This window comes from Micromonospora sp. NPDC005087 (assembly GCF_042872965.1).
GTDB lineage: Bacteria > Actinomycetota > Actinomycetes > Mycobacteriales > Micromonosporaceae > Micromonospora.
Window position 1 is genome coordinate 1 of the sequence record NZ_JBIALB010000044.1, and the last position, 17,398, is coordinate 17,398.

Below are 17,398 nucleotides of genomic sequence, written 5' to 3' on the forward strand. Positions count from 1 at the left end.
AGCCCGGTGCCTGGAGACAGGCACGCCGGGTTCGGAGAGCGGCCTGGGGAAACGGACCGGGAGTAATCCCGGCACCGCGCCCCAGGCCGACTCACCAGTGGACCTTGTTCTCGATCGACCAGTGGCTGCGGGCCCAGCCGGCCAGGTGCGCGGGCGTAGCTTGGTGCACGCGCAGGTCGGTGATGGCGTAGACGGTTTCGGTGGTGAAGCGTTTCGGCTGGTCCAGGCGGCGGCGGCGGCGGATCTGCAGCGCCTGCGCGGCGTGGGGCCAGCCACAACTGGTTCGGCCCGTCGGCGGTGAAGTCTCGTTTCACGAGGTCGTCATACACCGGCGGACCGACCTTGCCACCCTTGCCGCGCCTCTTGCGCTTGCCGAAGGCACTCCACCAGCCATTATCCGAGCAGATCTTCCACGCGGTGCGCTCAGCCATCACCTGTCCGGCGGTGCGGGCCTCATCGACCAGGAACCGGTACCCGAACTCCGGGTCATCGCGGTGGGCGTCCACCAGGGCGTTCGCGCGGTAAGCGGCAACGAGTTCGGCGTTGCCGACGGGCCGGGCGAGCCACCGGTAGTAGGGCTGACGAGCGATCTTCAATACCCGGCACGTCACCGCCACGGGAATTCGTCGGCGGCCAGCTCGCTCACGAGCGGGTAGAGCCTTTCCCCGGCAGGTTCGCCTGCGACAAGTAGGCAGCGGCCCGCCGCAGAACCTCGTTCTCCTGCTCCAGCAACTTGATCCGCTTGCGGGCCTCGCGCAGCTCGGCTGACTCGCTGCCGCTGACACCCGGTTTGGTTCCAGCGTCAACGTCAGCCTGCCGCAGCCATTTGAACAACGTCATCGGGTGGACTCCGAAGTCCTTCGCGATCTGCTCGACCGTCACGCCCGGATCACGATCACGGGCCACCCGCACGACGTGATCGCGGAACTCACGAGGGTAGGGCTTGGGCGAAGCCGCCCTGGGACCTCCGCCCCGCTGTCACGGCACCCCGCCTCGGCGCGCTCGTGCACGCCGGCATCGTCTTCGTCAACCGTCATATCTTCGAACGCCTCGCAAACGCCGCGGCATGAACACCATCGGCCTTGGCCCAGCCGCTTCGACGGACAGTCCATTCTGTTACACCGTCCACCGCGCTGCGGTGTGCGCGTATTTTGGGGCCATCTGGGCCGGAACGAACAAACCCAGTACGCATTCCACGAGCGCGGCTCGACCCCACCCGCACCCGGATCGTCACCGTCAACGGCCACGACGCCAGCGTGATGATCGTCGAGCACCGTCCCACTGAGACCTACCTGGAACGCGTCGAGATCCATCCCGGCTACCAAGGTCGCGGCATGGGCAGCCAGCTCATCGGTCAGCTGCTGCGCGAGGCCGCCGGCCGCGGCCTACCCGTCGTGCTGGACGTTCTAGACATCAATCACGGCGCGCGCGCCCTCTACCGGCGGCTCGGCTTCCAGAACGTTGACCGACACGGCGCGAACAACATCAGGATTAGGATGCGGTGGACACCTCAACCGCCCACCGACCTCATGCACACGTCCTGACAGTTCCTCCGGAGGCCAGCTGGAGCCCACCGCAACCGTCGCATCTTGGATTCGCGGTTCCCGACCAGAGCTTGGAGGATCAGCATGGGCGCCGTCATCGAGCGGGCGGGTTCGTCGGGCAGGACCTGTCTGAGCGGGGATGGGCGGCGGTACGGGTCGGCTCTACCAGGGATCGAGCGCTTTCTAGCGTCCGCCCGCCACCCGCAGGTTGGTTCCCGAAACATAGGACGCTTCGTCGCTCATCAGCCACACGATCACGGCGGCGACCTCGTCGGGCTGCCCGGACCGGCCGAGCAGCACCTACGATCCGAGCCGGTCAGGCCGACCGGGCTCACCGCTGTGCGTGGCGTGGAACTCGATGTAGATGATGCCCGGGGAGACGGTGTTGATCCGGATCCCCGCCGGGCCGAGCTCTTTGGACAGCCCGATGGTGAGCGGGTCGGCGACCACGTTGCTCGCCACGTAATGCACGTACTCCCCCGAGCTGCCCAGCATCGAGGCGGCGGAGGAGATGCTGACGATGGCGTCGCCCGGTCCCAGCCGCCGGGCCGTCTCCCGCGCGCAGGATGCCACCGATCACGTTGACGTCCACGACCCGGCGCAGGTCGGCCTCGTCCAGGTCGACGAACGCGCCGATCGGGCTGCCCACCCCGGCGTTGTTCACCAGGCCGGTCACCGGTCCGAGCGCGGCCGCCGTACCGTCGAATAGGGCCTGGACCGAGCCGGCGTCGGCGGTCTCGACGCCGATGGCCACCGCGGACTTGCCCGGGCGGACGTCCGCGACGACGACCTCGGCGGCCGCCGGGTCGCTGCGGTAGCCGACCGCGACGTCGTGGCCAGCGGTGGCCAGGCGACGGCAGGTGGCGGTGCCGATGCCGCGCGATCCGCCGGTAACGATAGTGACTCGCCTCATGCGACCAACGATTCGTCGAGCAGGGTCCGGGTCAACGATCCTCGACACGGCGATGTCGTTGGCGCCGCGCCTCGTGTCGGCCGTCGATCGCCGATCATGACGGTCGTCACCTCCGGTCCTCAATGGCTCATCAATTCGCACCGGCAAACGCGGGCCGCGCAAGCAAAGGCCGATGTGGAGCGCAGCACACTCCCGCCGCTGTCGGAGGCCGATCACCCCTGCGGTAGTAAGGTCAACACGCGTAGGCCAACGGTCGTTGGCAAGGGATGAGTTGTGTCGGAGGAGCACGCGCATGACAGGCAGATGGGACGTCATCGTGGTAGGCACGCGGGTCGCCGGCGCGGCCACGGCTATGCTGCTGGCCCGCCAGGGCCTGCGCGTGCTGGCCGTGGACCGGGCGCACTTTCCCAGCGACACCATTTCCACCCATCAGGTGCACGTTGCGGGAACGGCACGCCTGCACCGCTGGGGTCTCCTCCACAAGATCCTCGCGGCAGGCGCACCGGCGACCCGCCGTGCCCGTTTCGATACGACGGCGGCTGTACTGGAAGGCCGCTTCCCGGCGCACGAGGGCGTGGACATGCTGATCAGCCCACGCCGCACCGTTCTCGACTCCATCCTCGTGCAGGCGGCTCGCGATGCGGGAGCCGAGGTCCGCGAAGGCTTCATCGTCGCAGGCGTCGTATCAGACGGTGACCGGATCACAGGCATCTACGGTCGCGCGCGCAACGGTCCCGACGTGGTCGAGAAGGCGCCGCTCGTCGTGGGCGCCGACGGCAAACACTCCACCATCGCCGACGCCGTCGGGGCCGGCCGCTACCGTGAGAGGCCGACGGCGAGCTTCGCCAGTTATGCCTACTTCACCGGTGTCAGAGTACCGTCGGGCGGCTTCTACCTGCGTCCCGATGTCGCCGCTGCCGCTTTTCCCACAAACGACGACCGCCTCCTCCTGGCCGTGTTTGCACCCCTGGCAGGCTTTAGCGCCTATCGCGCGGACGTCGAGCGCAACCTCTACCGCCTCCTCGACCGATGCGGCAACCTCGGCTGGCTCGCCCGCGAAGGCACCCGCGTCGAGCGAATCCGGACGACACCCGATCTACCGAACACGCTCCGCGTCCCACAGGGTCCGGGATGGGCGCTCGTCGGCGACGCCGGCCTTGTCATGGACCCCATCACCGCTCATGGCATCAGCAATGCCCTCCGCGACGCCGAACTGCTTGCCGATGCGATCGCCAACGACAGGCTCGCGACGTACGGCGCCCAGCGCGACGCGGCGGCGATCCCCCTGTACGACTTCACCACCGCACTGGCGAGGTACGGTCCGCCCAGCCTTCGGGAACGGCTCCTTCTGCGGACATTGCACGGACGTCCGCGGCAGATCGAACGGTTCCTCGGGATGTTCGCCGGCACCGTCCCAATCCAGGACTTCTTGTCCACCGGGAACCTGCTTCGAGTCATAGCCGGTGGAGCATTCGGACTCAGGCCGGAAGCGCGCACCGCCGCGACGCTCCACGAACGACCGAGTGCTGCCCTGCGTCACCACCCGCGAACCGCTGTCCACAACATGTACCGGGGTCTCTGAGTCTGAAGGAGGGACACGACCCAGGCGAAAGACATGCTGGACACCTGATCCTCTGCCCTCCCGCGGAGCATCGACGTCATCGAAGAGGAGTCGTGACATGCAGACGACGAAGGCGGCACTAACCAGCGCGGCGTTCTTCGTAGCCGTCCCGGGCACCGTCGTCGGGCTGGGACCCTGGCTCATCACGCCGCTGGGACACGCAAGAAGTGACGCCCTATTGGATCGCCGCGCAACTCGTGGGAATCGTGCTGATCTGCGCAGGGCTCATCCCGCCCGCACACGCGTTCACGCGGTTCGTCCTGGCAGGGGGCACACCGATGCCACTGGCGCCCACCGAACGGCTGGTGGTCGACGGAATCAACCGATACGTTCGCAACCCCATGTACGTCGGGCTCCTGGTTGTCATCATCGGTCAGACACTCCTACTCGGCCGGATCAGTCTCCTGTTGTACGCGGCTGCCTTCTGGATCGCCACGGCGTCGTTCATCCGCTGGTACGAGGAGCCGTCACTCGTCCGCCGGTTCGGAGCCGACGACGAGGAATACCGGTGGGCCGTACCGGCCTGGCTGCCACGCCTGCACCCATGGACGGGCGACACGAGCCGCGGCGCCAACGACATCGTCAGCCCCACATAGGCAGACTCAACTGTGGATCCCTCCGCCAGCTCTAGTCGACCTGACGATCGTTCCCTGCGCAACGGCACACAGCGACTCAACGCCTGCATCGTCAACGGCCCACAGCTCGCAAACGCACACGGCCTGGCGCCGCGTCCAGTGAACCGCCCGAGCGCGGGCGACGAGGGTGACACCACGCGCCGGCCGCAGATAGTTCACCTTGAACTCCGACGTCAGGACAGCCGCGCCAAGCACCGAGCCGCCGGCGAACGTCAACGCGTTGTCCGCCGCATAGCTGACCACACCCCCGTGCAAGTGACCGTCCTGCTGTGTCAGGCCGGCAACGATCGGCACTTGCAGGACGGCATGTCCGGTCGTCAACTCGCTCAGACTAGCGCCGATCAGCGAACTGAACGGCTGGTCGGCCAGCATGCGACGTCCCAACGCCAGTAGCTCCTCCACAGGGATCCTCCTGGGTGTCACGGCGCCGATCCGGGCGCTCTGATCCACTGAGCAGTGTCGGAGATTTGCCTGAGCCCGGCAATTCGTCCGTCGTCGAGGATCCATTGATGTGCGAACCAGGCCTCGAACCGCTGGCCGGTAGCTCGTGCTTCGCCACGGTAGACGCCGACGCCCACGACCGTCCCGGCCGAATCCGGGATGCATCTCTCGACATCCGGCCATACCGAGAGGTGTCGATCAATCTCAGCCCAGACGAGTTCCAGCGCTTCGGCAGGGCCATGCGTCGTGCTGCCTCCGGCGAACGGCAGGCCTGGTGCGGTCCGCACGACGCAGTCCTCGTGCAAAAGAGCCACGATCGCGGCGGCGTCGCGGTCACGAAGGGCCCGGTACATCTGCCCAACGACCTTGAGTTCGACCGAAGGCACCTCGGCACCCGCCCAATGGTCTGTCTCCTTGTCTGGCTGGTGGTGAGTCCATCCTCAGCCGAGCCGGGTAGGTGGAGCGGCCGTCGGCGATATCAGTAGGCTCAGGTCGAGAGCATGGACACTGTGGGTCAGTGCTCCGATCGAGATGGCATCCACGCCGGTTTGCGCGATGCGGCGCACGGTCGCGATGGTGACGGTGCCGGAGGCCTCCAGTTTCACGTGCAGGTGGTCACTCCTGTCGCGCAGGGCGACCACGTGTGCGATGTCATGCTGGGACATGTTGTCGAGCATGATCCAATCTGCGCCGGCTCGGAGAGCCTCCTCGGCCTCGGCGACGTTGCGGACCTCCACTTCGACGGTGACGCGGCGCGCCTCGGCGGTCATGCCTGCCCTGATGGCATCGATCGCGGCGGTGATCCCGCCGGCTGCCTCGATGTGGTTTTCTTTGAGTAGGACCATCGCGGAGAGGTTTAGGCGATGGTTGCTCGCTCCTCCGGCAGTGACCGCATATTTGTCGAGGGTCCGTAGGCCTGGGGCGGTCTTGCGGGTGTCGAGGATGCGAGCCGGCACGCCGCCCACGGCATCGACGAAGTGACGGGCCATGGTGGCGATGCCGGACAGGCGCTGCAGAAAGTTCAGGGCTGTTCGCTCGCCGGTGATGATGCTGCGTGCCGGGCCGTCGAGTCTGACGAGAACATCGCCGGCCCGTACGCTCGCCATCTCATCGACGGCCGTCGTGACTGTCACGTCGGGGTCTACCTGGCGGTAGACCTCGGTGACGACTGGTAGTCCAGCGAGGATGCCAGCCTCTCGGGTGATAATCCGCGCCTGGGCCCAGGTGCCGCGAGGGACACTCCATCGAGTGGTCATGTCGTCGGCGGTGGCGTCTTCAGCGAGGGCGCGACGCACGGCGTCCTCACCGCTCGCGGTCGGGAAATTTGGTGGACCATATGCCGGCGTGGTGCTGGTGGCGCACGTTGCTTTCAACACCTGGTCTTCCTTTCGTGCTAGCGGGCCGTCGTCGACGGGCGCTGGCGCAACGCTTCGATGATCTGGCCAGCTTGGATCGCTATCGCGGTGACGATCTGCGCGGCGGGTGCGATCTCGCGAATCAGGCCGGCGGACTGGCCGGCGTAGAGGGGCATGGCCTCCGTGTCACCGGTCATCCCCGCCAACGGCATCCCGACCCCATACCGCAGACGGGTACGGCCACTGGTATCCGTGGCTACCATCTCGTTTTCACCGGGCCGGCGTGGAGCCGTGGGCGAGCCGGCGGCCTCCCATTGCGACAGGGTGGAGTTCCGGATAGCGCGGTGCGGGGCGTTTGGCCATCTGTCGTCGAAGCACCGGGTGTATACCGCGTCCTGTGCGGCGGCTTCGATCACTCGCCGACGATGGATGTCGTGCGTCAGCGCTTCGACGGCGGTGAGGAACCGTGTCCCCAGCCGGCCCGCCTGCGCGCCAAGGGCCAGGACAGCAGCCAACCCCCGCCCGTCGCCGATCCCGCCGGCAGCGATAACGGGTACCGGGTCCACCGCGTCCACCACCGCGGGCACCAACGCCAGCGTCGTGACCTGGCCTCGTACATGGCCCCCGGCTTCCCAGCCCTGTGCGACGACGATGTCCACACCCGCGTCGACTGCCCGACTGGCCTCCTCCACACTTCCCACCACATGCAGGTGCAGCGCCCCGGCGGGGTGGATGCGCCCGGTGACGGTCGCCGGGTCGCCCCAGAAGGTGGAGACGACAGGGACCCCCTCGTCCAGACATGCCGCCAACGTGTCAGTGATCGGGAAGTCCAGGACGAAGTTCACTCCGAACGGCCGGTTGGTGGCCTGTCTGACTCGGCGCACCCAATCCACCGCCTCCGCCTCGGTGAGCCCGGTCAGCGCCAACATCCCGAGCCCGCCGGCATCGGCGACTGCCGCAGCGAGCTCAGGCGTGGCCGCAGAGCCGATCGGCGCCTGAAGGTGGGAACGTCGATGCCCAGCTTCTGGCATAGTGGCGTTGCTAGCAGGCTCATGTTCAACCTCCAACACCGATACTGGCGCTTTGATCTTCGAAGCAGGCGTCTTGACGGTAGTGTGTCGGAAAACGAAGCGCAAGGTGAGACAAGGAGTGGCAGGGCTCACATGACGACGCCAAAGCCGGGTCACAAGGTCCGTGGATCCAGCACCGGTCGTCCCTTGATGGCCGCGCTCGACCTTTTCGGGCGGCGGTGGAGCCTGCGCATCGTGTGGGAGCTGCGCGCGGGCGCACTCGGCTTCCGCGCCCTGCAGCAACGCTGCGACAACATGTCCTCCAGCGTCCTGCGGCAGCGGCTCGCCGAACTGCTCGACGCCCGTCTTGTCGAACAGTTGCCCGACACAAGCTACGCCCTGTCTGCGCTAGGCCAGGGCGCCTACCAGGCCCTGCGCCCTCTTGTTCGCTGGTCCAACCGCTGGGCTGCCGAGTTCGCCGATGCCCCTTCGTCCGCCGACCAGGACCTGAAACGCACGACGGACACGTTCTAACGACGGAACGTGTCAAGATTTTTGAGGCGGCGTTTTCAAGATATTTTTGATGGAGGCTGGTGCTCGGTGCTGGTCTCCTGCGCGGGTGGCTGGTTGATCGAGGCGGGTTCGGGTAGCGCGGGTGGTTCGGGATGTTTACGCACGAACCGTTCGGGGTTGCGGGTGCAGGCCGCGGCCAGGACCTCGGCGCGGGCTTCGCGGACGTCGCCGGCTTGTCTATGGTGGACGTCTGAGGGTGTGTGGTAGCCGATCCCGCTGCGCCGGTATTCGTCGTTGTACCAGGCCATGAACGTCTTGCAGAACGTGCGGGCGTCTTGCAGGCTGCCGAAGCGCTGCGGGAAGTCGGGCCGGTACTTCGACGTCTTGAACTGCGCTTCGGAGTACGGATTGTCGTTACTGACATGCGGTCTGGAGTGCGTTTTCGTGACACCGAGGTCGGCGAGGAGGAACGCGACCGGTTTGGATGCCATCGAGGAGCCGTTGTCGGCGTGGATGGTCAACGTGTCGCGGTCCACGTCCTGCTTGACGACCGTGTCGGCGAGGAACTTCTCCGCCAGCGCCGCCGATTCCCGTTCGGCGATCATCCAGCCGACCACGTACCGTGAATAGATGTCGATGATCACATACAGGTAGTGGTACGACCATTTCACCGAGCCGTGCAGCTTCGTGATGTCCCACGACCAGACCTGATTCGGTTTCGTGGCAAGCAGTTCCGGTTTCACCCGCGCTGGATGCGCCGCCTGCGCGCGGCGTTCCCTCACCTCGCCATGGGCGCGCAGGATCCGGTACATGCTCGACACCGAACAAAGGTAGACACCCTCGCCGAGCAGCTCGTGATAGACCGCCGCGGGCGCCTTGTCGACGAAGCCGGGGCTGTTGAGCAGCGCTCGCACGCTGTCGCGCTCACGCTGGTCGAGTGCTCGTGGCGACGGCCGGCGTGCACGCCGTGCCGTTACCGTCGGCTTGGGCGACTGCCGGTGCCAGCGATAGTGGTTGGCCTGCGCACGGCCGGTCGCGCGGCACGCCGCCCTGGTCCCGATCAACGGCTCCAGCTCCGCGATCGCGTCATCGACCAACGCGGTCATGAGGTGGGCTCGCTCCCGGTCGGCGGGCTGTCGGTCGCGAGTTGACCCAGCAGCGCGGAGAGTTTTCCCTGCACGTCGATCACCGTCCTGGCCTTGCCCAGGTCCGCTTCCAGACGCTCGACCCGCTGACGCAGCCGCCAGATCTCCTTATCCCGCGCTACGCGGGCGCCAAGCGGATGCAGATGTTCCTGGCCGGCTACCTCCGGCGCGCCGCCCACGCCCGCAAGCTCGGGATCCGGTTCGTCGCCCTGGCCCCGCGCCAGTTCCTGGTCGGCAAAGCGATTGGGGAGGCCGCGGCCGCCGCCTACGGCGCCGAGGCCGGCCTGTCGGCCGAGGCGCTTTCGAGAGGCCATCTTCTGCTCGTAACTTGCAGCCCGGTCGTCCCAGTAGTCGATCAGCCGCTCGCGTTGTGACACCTTGGTTCCTCGATCCTCCCGGTCAGCCCTCGCCCGGTGGATGACGTTCTCGGGTGCTTGCCGTCTGCTCACCGGTGGACGTGCGGCACCGTGTGGTGTGACCAAACGGCGCCGCACGGTGGCGTCCGGCCACTCCTTTCGCATCTTGCGCTTCGTTTTCCGACGCATTACCATCGAGGCGGCTGCTTCGAATACCAAAGCAGCTAGGTGCAGATCCTGGAGGGGCCGGGTCATGCTGTTGGCTGGGATGCTCGTGGAGCAGTTGTACGACGCGCTGCGGCGGCGGGACACGGATGCCGCTGTCGGCTTGTTGCATCCGGCGTGCGTGGGGCTCACGTGTCCGGGTCTGCCGCATGTTGGCGGGCGGGTGGCCTACGGACCGCAGGAGTGGCTGTCGCGGATATGGGTGGAAACGTACCGTCACTTCGACGTGGTCGCGGTACCGGAGGAGCACCTGCAGGTCGGGACTGGCACAGTCGTGACCCTGGGCACCTACCGCGGTGTCGCGCGCGGCACTGGTCGCGTGTTCGAGGCGTGGTTCGCCCATGTGTGGACGGTCCTCGACGGCCGAGTGTCCGGCCTCCGGCAGGTCACGGACACCGCCCGGTGGGCCGCCGCGCTGGACCAGTCGGCTACCAGCGTAGGGGATCCTGAACGCCACAAGGGTGATGCCGCGGATAGCGGGCCTGCCTACTCGCAGGGGCGGGAGTGACGGTGGCCATGACGGTCAGCACAGCACGGCACCGCGTTCGGACGATCTATATAGGACGCGAGCCGCGCGCGACCTTTGCCACACCGGCGTCACGGTCCCGGCTCGACGTCCCGCCACCGCGACTGACCGGCGGCCGGAACGCACCGGTCCAACCGGTAACAGTGGCCACCTACAGCGGTGGGTTCGACCAGAAAGAAGGCAGTGAGAATGACTCGGCATATCGTGTTGAGTGTGTGGACACTCGTTATCGTCCGCGCTATGTGCGCACCAAGATGCTGACCGACCCTCCAAGGGCTGGGCGGCCTACCCAGTTCCGGCTTCTCGGTCCTCTCGAGGTACGCACCGACCTGGGCGAGGTGGCCATCGCAGGCACGCGCAGCCGCTGTGTCCTCGCGGCGCTGCTCTTGCAGGCCAACCGGGTGGCTCCGATGGACCAGCTCGTTGACGCAGCTTGGGGCGAAACCCGCCGTCTAGTGCCCGGTTTCAGGTACAGAACCGAGTATCGGGTCTGCGCCGCGTGCTACGCGAGGCTGGCCTGGGCGCCGATCTGATCGCCACGAAAGGGTCGGGCTACCTCATCGTCTTGTCCGACGGGCAGCTCGACCTCCATCGGTTAGACAAGGATCTAGCCCGCGCTGACGCACTAGCGGCAGACGGCCGGCTGGTCGAGGCCAGCAGCACCCTCAACGACGCCTTAGCGCTCGGGCGCGGACCCGCGCTCGACGGGCTGCCGACCCCGTACCTGCAGGCTGCTGGGGAGCGCATCGAGGAGCGGCGCCTGGTTGCGCTGGAAAGGCGGATCCAGCTCGATCTCGACCTGGGCCGTCACTCTGAGCTGACTGCCGAGCTGGCAGGGCTCGCGGCCGCGCACCCCTACCGCGAAGGTTTTCACGCCCTGCTGATGTTGGCGCTTTACCGGGCCGGACGGCAGGCCGAGGCGCTGCACGCCTTCCGTTGCGCGCGGTCGCTGCTCATGGAACAGCTCGGCGTGCAGCCGGGCCCGAACCTCCAGCGCCTCCACGAGGCTGTGCTGCGCGCGGACGAACAACTCGTCCGCACGGGGCGATGGCTCGCCTTCGGGTGGGGCGTCGACGGCGCGCCAGGTCGAGTCGAACGCTAGAAGCTTGCCAACGGTGCGTAGCTCGTCGGGCAGTTGGCGCGGTGTCCACACCACCAGATGGCCTTCCGGGCGATTGGTGCGAAAAATCCATGCCACCACGATCTTGGCTAGGAGCAGATGCCGTACCCGGGTATGTACGACCCGATTGCGCCGGAGACATCGGCCCATCGGTCAATGCGATGGGAGCGCGACGTGAAACTTTTGCCAGCCCTGCTGTTGATGTCGCACCGCTGCCTCCGGTTGACGCGACCGATGTCTCGCGCTGGGCACCATGCTAGAGGAACGGTGCCACGAAGGTGACAACACGTGCGTCCGGGCGATCTTCGCCCGCGCCGCCTGGGTGCCGGTAGATAAGACGGTCGAGGCCACCTCGCCCACGCTGCTGGACCACATCATTCGCATCACCGGCCATGATGTTCGGGCGCTATGTGCCGGCCGATCTCGTTTCCGTGAACTGCCTTGGCCGTCCGTCAGAACGACGTTGCTGCCTGCTTGCTCGATACAAGGACGTAACCGATAACAAGGGAGAGGAACCAATGTCGACATCCCCGACGCCACGCCTGAACCTGAGTTCGATCGCGCCCGACGGGTACGCCTCGATGCGAGCGTTCGCCCAAACGGTCGAGACGTCGGCGCGGAAGGCCGGCATCGAGCCGGAGATCCTTCTTCTCGTGCAGATGCGTGCGTCTCAGGTGAACGGCTGCGCCTACTGCCTCGATATGCACTCCGCGGCGGCGCGGCGACTCGGGGAGACGGAGCAGCGCCTGTATGTGCTGGACGCATGGCGTGAAGCGCCCTTCTTCACCGAGCGGGAACGGGCAGCACTAGCCCTCACCGAAGCTGTTACGTCGCTGCATGAGGGCCACGTGCCGGACGAAGTCTTCGAGGCCGCCAGGGCGGCATTCAGCGACGACGAGGTCGGGAATCTGATCATGGCGGCCACCGTCATCAACGCCTGGAACCGCATCGCCGTCTCTGCCCGGCTCATGCCGAGCCGCCGCGGGTAGCGCTGGGCTGGGGTCGGACGGGGCGCAGCAACACCTCCGGACAGAGCGGAAAGCTGGCAGCGGGCTGGCTGTCCAGCTTCGTGAGCGCGATTTCGCCGAAGACTCTGCAGGAGGACCTTTGCCCTTACGACCTGGAGATCACTTGTGATGGGTGTTGGGTTGGGTTTCATCGGGAGGCGGCGCGGTCGTTGGCCAGGCCGGTCACGGCGCGGATGGTCTAGCGGAGATCAGGCTGTACGCCCCGGGTGGAGCTACCTTGCCGGCGACCATTGTCCCCAGCGTGAAGGCGAACAGGCTGAGCGCGAACGTCCAGCTCAGGGTGCCGGTGATCCAGAGCTTCGTGGTGGTCCGCATCCTCATCTTCTTGTTCTCCAACCAAGGGGTGACCGGGTTGGAGGTGCGCAGCACCTCCCCGCCGTCGCGCCATCGGGGTGCGCGGCGGCATGGGCCGCGCGAAGCGGCCGGAGGAGGAGTTACGCGGGTCGGGTTGCCGGTCGGGGCCTCCACCGGGTCTCACCGTCCTGGGGCGTACTGACGGCCGGCAGAGCGGCGGCCTCGGGCGCGACCACCGGGGCGCCCGCGCCGACCCAGCCGGGCGGCGTGTGCGCCCCGCCCGACTCCACTCGTGGCGCCGCCGTGGGTCGGGGCGGCAGAGGGTCGGGTGAGACGGTCGTGCTGGGGCGCTCGTTGTAAGGCACGCGCGCTGGCGTGCCCGCTCGCGTATGGCCGGCGGCGCGTTCCTCAACCGCTGCACGCCTGTCGGGCGTGGCGCCGGTGGGGGCTCGCGCAACGGCGGTTGCCGGCGCGGCGCGGGGCGGCGCAGCAGGGACGGAGACGATCGAGCTCTCGCCGAGGCCCAGGGGCGTGAGTATCGGCGTGAGCGCGTCCGTCAGACCGGGCTCGACGACGCTGCCGGGCAGCGTGGCCGTGTGCCAACAAAGGTCGTCGACGGGGTCGATGAGCGGCAGCGCGAGCAGCGCCTCCACGACGGGGTCCAGTTGTGGCCCGACGCGGAGTACGACAGACCCCGCGCCATCGACGGTGCGACGCGCGGGTTTGGGTGTGCCGCCGTTCGCAACGGGTGCCGGCTTCAGCACCTCGGCCGGCTTCGGCCCGGGGTGCGGCTGTGGCCGCGGTTCCGGCCTCGCGTCGGGGCGGTCCAGCAGCAGCGGGCGTTCCTGTCTCGGCCGGTCCGGGTTGAGCAGCTGCGGTTTCGGCCTGGGCCCTGGCGTGATCGCGTCGCGCAGCGGGGCGTTCGGAAGCAGCGCGTCCAGCGTCTCGCCGACGCCACCGAGTAGACCCGTGACTACCGGTGGAGGGCGGTCGTTGGCTCGGGCGGTTCCAGGGTCCGCCGAGTCGGCAGCGGCCCATGCGCCGAGGGCCAGCGCCGTCAGCGCCAACCCTCTGAGCACGAGTCGTGTGATTCCGGCGGCTCGGCCGCGGCGCGCACCGCTTCGCCGCCACCCTCGGCTCGCTGCTGCTGACCGGCCTGGCGCTGATCTGCGTCGACGCCCTGGTGCCCGGCGGTTCGTGGTGGTGGGTCGGGGCGGCCGCTGGCCTGGGCACCTTCACCCACTCCCTGGGTGACTCGCTCACTCGCAGCGGCTCGCCGCTGTGGTGGCCGCTGCGCATCCGCGGCTGCCGCTGGCGCAGCGTCGGCAGCCCTCGCGCCATCCGGTTCACCACCGGCGGGATGGGGGAGCGGGTGGCTGTTGCGCTGCTGTTCCTCGCAGGCGCCGGATGCGCGTATGCGCTGGCGATGTGATGAAGACGATCCGTGTGTCGCATTCCGAGGAAAGCGATCGTTATAACGCAGGAGTGATACGTGCGCTATAGTGGCCCTGTGAGCGGCTGGCAGATCAACCTCAGTGATGGGGTTGAGGACTGGCTGATCCGCCTGGAAAAGGACGATCCGGATTCTGCGCACCAGGTGGCCGCGGCCATCAAGGTCCTCAGCGAGGAGGGTCCCACACTGGGGCGTCCCCTCGTCGACCGCGTCAAGAACTCCGACTACAAGAACATGAAGGAGCTGCGGCCGGGCTCGGCAGGAAAGACCGAGATCCGCATCCTGTTCGCCTTCGACCCTCAGCGGGAAGTCATCCTGCTGGTGGCAGGCGACAAATCCGGCAACTGGAAGGGTTGGTACGAGACCAGCATTCTGGAAGCCGACCGACTGTTCGCCGAACACCTGCGAGAGCTGAAAGGACCAAGCTGATGGCACGTAGTTGGCAGGAAGTGCGCTCCCGCATGAACCTCGACGAGGCGAAGGTCGACGAGCTCGCCGAGCAGATGCGCAACGAGGTGCGTGCGTACCGCCTCAAGGAGATGCGTGAGAGCCGCGGCCTCACGCAGCAGGATGTCGCCGCGCGGATGCACGTCTCGCAGCCCCGGGTTGCCGCGATCGAGAAGGGCGAGCTGCCGGCGGCCGAGGTCGGCACGATCGAGCGGTACGTGTCTGCCCTCGGCGGGAAGCTCGAGATCGTCGCGGACTTTGAGGGCGAACGGCTCGCTTTGAGCTGAACCACCACGACGGCTGACAAAAGGGGGTGCCGAGGGATGCAGCGGCAACGCGCGGAGCCCTCGGCCCCGCTCATTGAGCCGGCCAGCACGTTCGGCAGCACGCCATTCTGGCGACGGCTGAACCGGCTCGCCGCCGAGCGTGGGCACGCCGAGCACCCCACGATGTTGGTCGGTAGCGCCGAGGTCACCGACCGGTACGGCCTGCGGTGCACACGCTGCGACGAGACGGTTGTCTCGATCGGCGTCGACCGCGCGGCCTGAGCGAGGCCTACCCTCAGCGGGCGGCTTGCCCTGAAGTGACCCAGGGCGAAGGCAGAACGAAAGGGGCGCTGCTCAGGCGGCGCCCCTTTGTCGTGTGCGGTGCCCGGCGGGCACGACGTGGCGATATTGGCTTGGTGAGACACCCACTGTTGTCTATGGTTTTGACGCGGACGGCGGTTGACGAGATGCCGGCCCGGAACCCGGTGGGGTGTATCGTCGTGGTGAGCCAGGGACGGGGTCGGCAGCGTGTTCGTCCGCGAGCGGCCCGCCGCGCCGCCCAACGGGCGTCGCTGAAGGTTGGCGGCAGGGCTGAGCGGCGCGGACGTAGCGTTCCACCGACCGTTGCAGGTTTCGAGGCCGCGCTGCACGACCGTGGTCACGACGGCGTTGCCGAGGCATTGATCTCGCGGCACAACCAGCGCATGGAACGTATGGCCGAGGTCGGTCACACGATGCAATGCATCGGCCTGCCGCTGCTTGCGAGCTACCTGCCGTTGGCGCTGGCTGCTGAAGAACTGGGGGCGCACCCAGGGCGTGCGCCCATTCATTCAGGCCCGGCCTGGGAAGACCACCTGGCGTGGGGGCTGGACAGCATCGCCGCGGCGGTGCGTCTGATGATGAGTCTGCAGCCGGTCGGTGCGAGCATTATCGCCCGGACCCAACTGGAGCGCTGGTCGTCGAATCTCGAATTCAACAGCCTGATCCGCCAGGAGTCGGGCGAGACCACCGTCGCCTGGCTCAACCGGCTGTGGAGCGCGCCGGTGGTCTGGCCAGACGGAGTCGCAACCCCGGTGGGCGATCTGTTCGCTGATGTCAGCGAGCTGCTGCATGGACGCGGCCGGCTGATGCCGCTCGTGTGGCTTGATATCGCCGACGTCACCGATACCCCTTCGAGCGAACACGTCAGGCTCCTCGACACCATCAGCGATTCACTGGTGGTCAGCCTCAGCCACATCCGCAGGTGCCTCGCGACCGTTGCCGAAGCAAGGGGCTGGGGCTATCGGGCCCAGATGGTCAACATGGTTCGGCTCGTCTCGCCAGCCCGAAGCTGGGTGCCCGACCTTCGAGCCTTCCTGTTCCCTCTGCTGCCGGATCACTTCCGGGGCGTCGAGGGCGTGCTCGGTGCGACCGCCTCCGAACACCGGCGTGTGGTCTCCGCGCTGCGCGCCGGTCAGCGCCCCGATGCGCCATCGGAACTGTGGCCGGTCCTGAGCTTCGGCGCTCAGCGGTTCCGGGCGCTCATACTCGCCGAGCACGCCCAGAAGATGGAGCGGGAGGTGCGTGGTGACCGGTTTGATGAAAAGGGCATCCAGGACCTTGCAACCGAGGCTGTGCTGGCTGGCGAGATGGCAGCGATGCTCGCCCTGTGGCTGCGTCAGGACCCCGCAAAGCGCTCAGCGGCAGACGCATTCGCGGTCTGCGCATCTGGCCTGCGATCAGCACAGTGGCTGTGGCTCGAAGACGACGACCGTGGCATGGGCTGCCTGCGGTGCGTGATCGAACAGGTGGCACGAGCACGCACCTGGCGGCTGAGGCCGGATCGCGCTGTCAGGATTGAAGCGAGCCCGAAGTCCACCCCTCGCGACTGGATAGAGGGCGCTGGCTGGAAGCGCCTGAACCTGTTGAACCGGGCCCTCGGCGAGTTCGCGCACGGGTCGACAAGGACGAATTGGAACGTCGCGCGTGGTGCACTCGTCGCGCTTCAAGCCAACGCCGAGGCAGATGAAGAAGCGCAGTACACCGGCCGCACCCACGCACTGGCCGCGATGATCTTCATCGTAGCTGTGGAATGTGCGGCCTGGGTCGACAGCTTCAGCAGTCAACTGGGCGAGGCTTACCGCAAGGTCGTTCGTGTCGACGACGCGCGGGCCGACCGCGCCGTCGACGCACTGATGAATCGGGCGTGGGAGAAGCGCGGAACACCGCTGCGGTGAGCGAAAGACCGAGGCTAGGGCGCTGAAGGGCGCCAGGCGGGCGCAATCTCACACTCACCCGGAGTGTTCGTGATGTTCGTCGCGGCCCCACCGGCGATCGGCTGTACCCAGATTTCACACCCGCTTGGGTACGCTAGTGCCTTCCCATCCGGGGACCACGTCGGGTCATCGGCGTCCTCGCTGCCCGCGGTCACCCCCTCTGTGGCAACCTTGGAGAAGGCGGCTTGAGCTGCTGAAACTCTGACCCGTGAGGGCGTGCGAGGAGATCCACCCCTGTGACATCGCATCAC

20 protein-coding genes and 3 pseudogenes are annotated in these 17,398 nt (G+C 67.4%); 12 read left to right on the forward strand and 11 right to left on the reverse strand.

Translation table 11 applies throughout. The features are described 5' to 3' along the window. Window positions 1-617, reverse strand: a pseudogene (locus ACFYPS_RS35650) (hypothetical protein); the annotation flags it as partial. Between the two features lie 25 nt (window positions 618-642). Beyond that, a pseudogene (locus tag ACFYPS_RS35655) lies at window positions 643-927 on the reverse strand (transposase); the annotation flags it as partial. A gap of 332 nt (window positions 928-1,259) precedes the next feature. Here ACFYPS_RS35655 and ACFYPS_RS35660 point away from each other — a divergent pair. Further along, window positions 1,260-1,544, forward strand: coding sequence for a GNAT family N-acetyltransferase (locus ACFYPS_RS35660; RefSeq protein ID WP_387330789.1), 285 nt, complete (start codon window positions 1,260-1,262; stop codon window positions 1,542-1,544). Window positions 1,545-1,727: 183 nt separating this feature from the next. Here ACFYPS_RS35660 and ACFYPS_RS35665 read toward each other — a convergent pair. Further along, window positions 1,728-2,457: pseudogene (locus ACFYPS_RS35665) on the reverse strand (SDR family oxidoreductase). 292 nt (window positions 2,458-2,749) lie between these two features. On the opposite strand from ACFYPS_RS35665, the gene ACFYPS_RS35670 reads away from it, so the two are divergent. Together ACFYPS_RS35670 and ACFYPS_RS35675 are read left to right on the forward strand one after the other, a co-directional pair. Further along, the gene (locus tag ACFYPS_RS35670; RefSeq protein WP_387330760.1) at window positions 2,750-4,039 is read left to right on the forward strand and encodes an NAD(P)/FAD-dependent oxidoreductase; all 1,290 of its coding nucleotides are present in this window, start codon (window positions 2,750-2,752) and stop codon (window positions 4,037-4,039) included. Between the two features lie 206 nt (window positions 4,040-4,245). Further along, window positions 4,246-4,674: a methyltransferase family protein gene (locus ACFYPS_RS35675; protein WP_387330763.1), complete on the forward strand. Its 429-nt coding sequence runs from the start codon at window positions 4,246-4,248 to the stop codon at window positions 4,672-4,674. 6 nt (window positions 4,675-4,680) lie between these two features. Here ACFYPS_RS35675 and ACFYPS_RS35680 read toward each other — a convergent pair whose 3' ends face one another. The 4 genes from ACFYPS_RS35680 to ACFYPS_RS35695 are packed head-to-tail and all read right to left on the reverse strand — an operon-like array spanning window position 4,681 to window position 7,540. Beyond that, window positions 4,681-5,115, reverse strand: coding sequence for a PaaI family thioesterase (locus ACFYPS_RS35680; protein ID WP_354967717.1), 435 nt, complete (start codon window positions 5,113-5,115; stop codon window positions 4,681-4,683). Window positions 5,116-5,132: 17 nt separating this feature from the next. Further along, window positions 5,133-5,540 carry a nuclear transport factor 2 family protein gene (locus ACFYPS_RS35685; protein WP_387330766.1) on the reverse strand — a complete coding sequence of 136 codons (408 nt, stop codon included), beginning with the start codon at window positions 5,538-5,540 and terminating at the stop codon, window positions 5,133-5,135. A 54-nt stretch (window positions 5,541-5,594) separates the two neighbouring features. Continuing rightward, a complete protein-coding gene (gene nadC, locus ACFYPS_RS35690) occupies window positions 5,595-6,530 on the reverse strand; it encodes a carboxylating nicotinate-nucleotide diphosphorylase (protein WP_387330769.1) in 936 nt (311 codons plus the stop codon). Window positions 6,531-6,547: 17 nt separating this feature from the next. After that, window positions 6,548-7,540 carry an NAD(P)H-dependent flavin oxidoreductase gene (locus ACFYPS_RS35695; protein ID WP_387330772.1) on the reverse strand — a complete coding sequence of 331 codons (993 nt, stop codon included), beginning with the start codon at window positions 7,538-7,540 and terminating at the stop codon, window positions 6,548-6,550. A gap of 132 nt (window positions 7,541-7,672) precedes the next feature. Between ACFYPS_RS35695 and ACFYPS_RS35700 the strand changes: the two genes are divergently transcribed. Then, window positions 7,673-8,053 carry a winged helix-turn-helix transcriptional regulator gene (locus ACFYPS_RS35700; protein ID WP_387330775.1) on the forward strand — a complete coding sequence of 127 codons (381 nt, stop codon included), beginning with the start codon at window positions 7,673-7,675 and terminating at the stop codon, window positions 8,051-8,053. Between the two features lie 35 nt (window positions 8,054-8,088). Here the strand turns inward: ACFYPS_RS35700 and ACFYPS_RS35705 are convergent, their stop codons facing one another. Next, window positions 8,089-9,138, reverse strand: a complete 1,050-nt coding sequence (locus ACFYPS_RS35705; RefSeq protein ID WP_387330778.1) for an IS3 family transposase — start codon at window positions 9,136-9,138, stop codon at window positions 8,089-8,091. Next, entirely contained in the window at window positions 9,135-9,554 is a 420-nt protein-coding gene (locus ACFYPS_RS35710) for a hypothetical protein (RefSeq protein ID WP_387330781.1), read from the reverse strand. Before ACFYPS_RS35710 ends, ACFYPS_RS35705 begins: the two co-directional genes overlap by 4 nt. Window positions 9,555-9,786: 232 nt before the next feature. Between ACFYPS_RS35710 and ACFYPS_RS35715 the strand changes: the two genes are divergently transcribed. From ACFYPS_RS35715 to ACFYPS_RS35725, 3 genes are all read left to right on the forward strand, one after another. After that, the gene (locus tag ACFYPS_RS35715) at window positions 9,787-10,266 is read left to right on the forward strand and encodes a nuclear transport factor 2 family protein (protein ID WP_354967723.1); all 480 of its coding nucleotides are present in this window, start codon (window positions 9,787-9,789) and stop codon (window positions 10,264-10,266) included. Between the two features lie 517 nt (window positions 10,267-10,783). Further along, window positions 10,784-11,386: an AfsR/SARP family transcriptional regulator gene (locus ACFYPS_RS35720; RefSeq protein ID WP_354967724.1), complete on the forward strand. Its 603-nt coding sequence runs from the start codon at window positions 10,784-10,786 to the stop codon at window positions 11,384-11,386. A gap of 536 nt (window positions 11,387-11,922) precedes the next feature. Further along, window positions 11,923-12,393: a carboxymuconolactone decarboxylase family protein gene (locus ACFYPS_RS35725; protein ID WP_354967725.1), complete on the forward strand. Its 471-nt coding sequence runs from the start codon at window positions 11,923-11,925 to the stop codon at window positions 12,391-12,393. Window positions 12,394-12,594: 201 nt separating this feature from the next. On the opposite strand, the gene ACFYPS_RS35730 is transcribed toward ACFYPS_RS35725, so the two are convergent. Continuing rightward, the gene (locus tag ACFYPS_RS35730) at window positions 12,595-12,747 is read right to left on the reverse strand and encodes a hypothetical protein (protein WP_387330784.1); all 153 of its coding nucleotides are present in this window, start codon (window positions 12,745-12,747) and stop codon (window positions 12,595-12,597) included. Window positions 12,748-13,873: 1,126 nt separating this feature from the next. Between ACFYPS_RS35730 and ACFYPS_RS35735 the strand changes: the two genes are divergently transcribed. The 5 genes from ACFYPS_RS35735 (at window position 13,874) to ACFYPS_RS35755 (ending at window position 17,108) form a co-directional block, all read left to right on the forward strand. Next, window positions 13,874-14,158 (forward strand): metal-dependent hydrolase, encoded by a 285-nt coding sequence (locus tag ACFYPS_RS35735; protein WP_387330792.1) that lies wholly within the window; start codon window positions 13,874-13,876, stop codon window positions 14,156-14,158. 78 nt (window positions 14,159-14,236) lie between these two features. Then, a complete protein-coding gene (locus ACFYPS_RS35740; protein ID WP_354967727.1) occupies window positions 14,237-14,608 on the forward strand; it encodes a type II toxin-antitoxin system RelE/ParE family toxin in 372 nt (123 codons plus the stop codon). A gap of 32 nt (window positions 14,609-14,640) precedes the next feature. After that, window positions 14,641-14,913 carry a helix-turn-helix domain-containing protein gene (locus ACFYPS_RS35745; protein ID WP_354967728.1) on the forward strand — a complete coding sequence of 91 codons (273 nt, stop codon included), beginning with the start codon at window positions 14,641-14,643 and terminating at the stop codon, window positions 14,911-14,913. A gap of 36 nt (window positions 14,914-14,949) precedes the next feature. After that, complete coding sequence (locus ACFYPS_RS35750) at window positions 14,950-15,174, forward strand: hypothetical protein (protein WP_354967729.1); 225 nt, start codon at window positions 14,950-14,952, stop codon at window positions 15,172-15,174. 218 nt (window positions 15,175-15,392) lie between these two features. Continuing rightward, window positions 15,393-17,108: a hypothetical protein gene (locus ACFYPS_RS35755; protein ID WP_354967730.1), complete on the forward strand. Its 1,716-nt coding sequence runs from the start codon at window positions 15,393-15,395 to the stop codon at window positions 17,106-17,108. Window positions 17,109-17,122: 14 nt separating this feature from the next. On the opposite strand, the gene ACFYPS_RS35760 is transcribed toward ACFYPS_RS35755, so the two are convergent. Further along, window positions 17,123-17,395 (reverse strand): TolB family protein, encoded by a 273-nt coding sequence (locus ACFYPS_RS35760; protein WP_387330795.1) that lies wholly within the window; start codon window positions 17,393-17,395, stop codon window positions 17,123-17,125. Window positions 17,396-17,398: the final 3 nt, after the last annotated feature.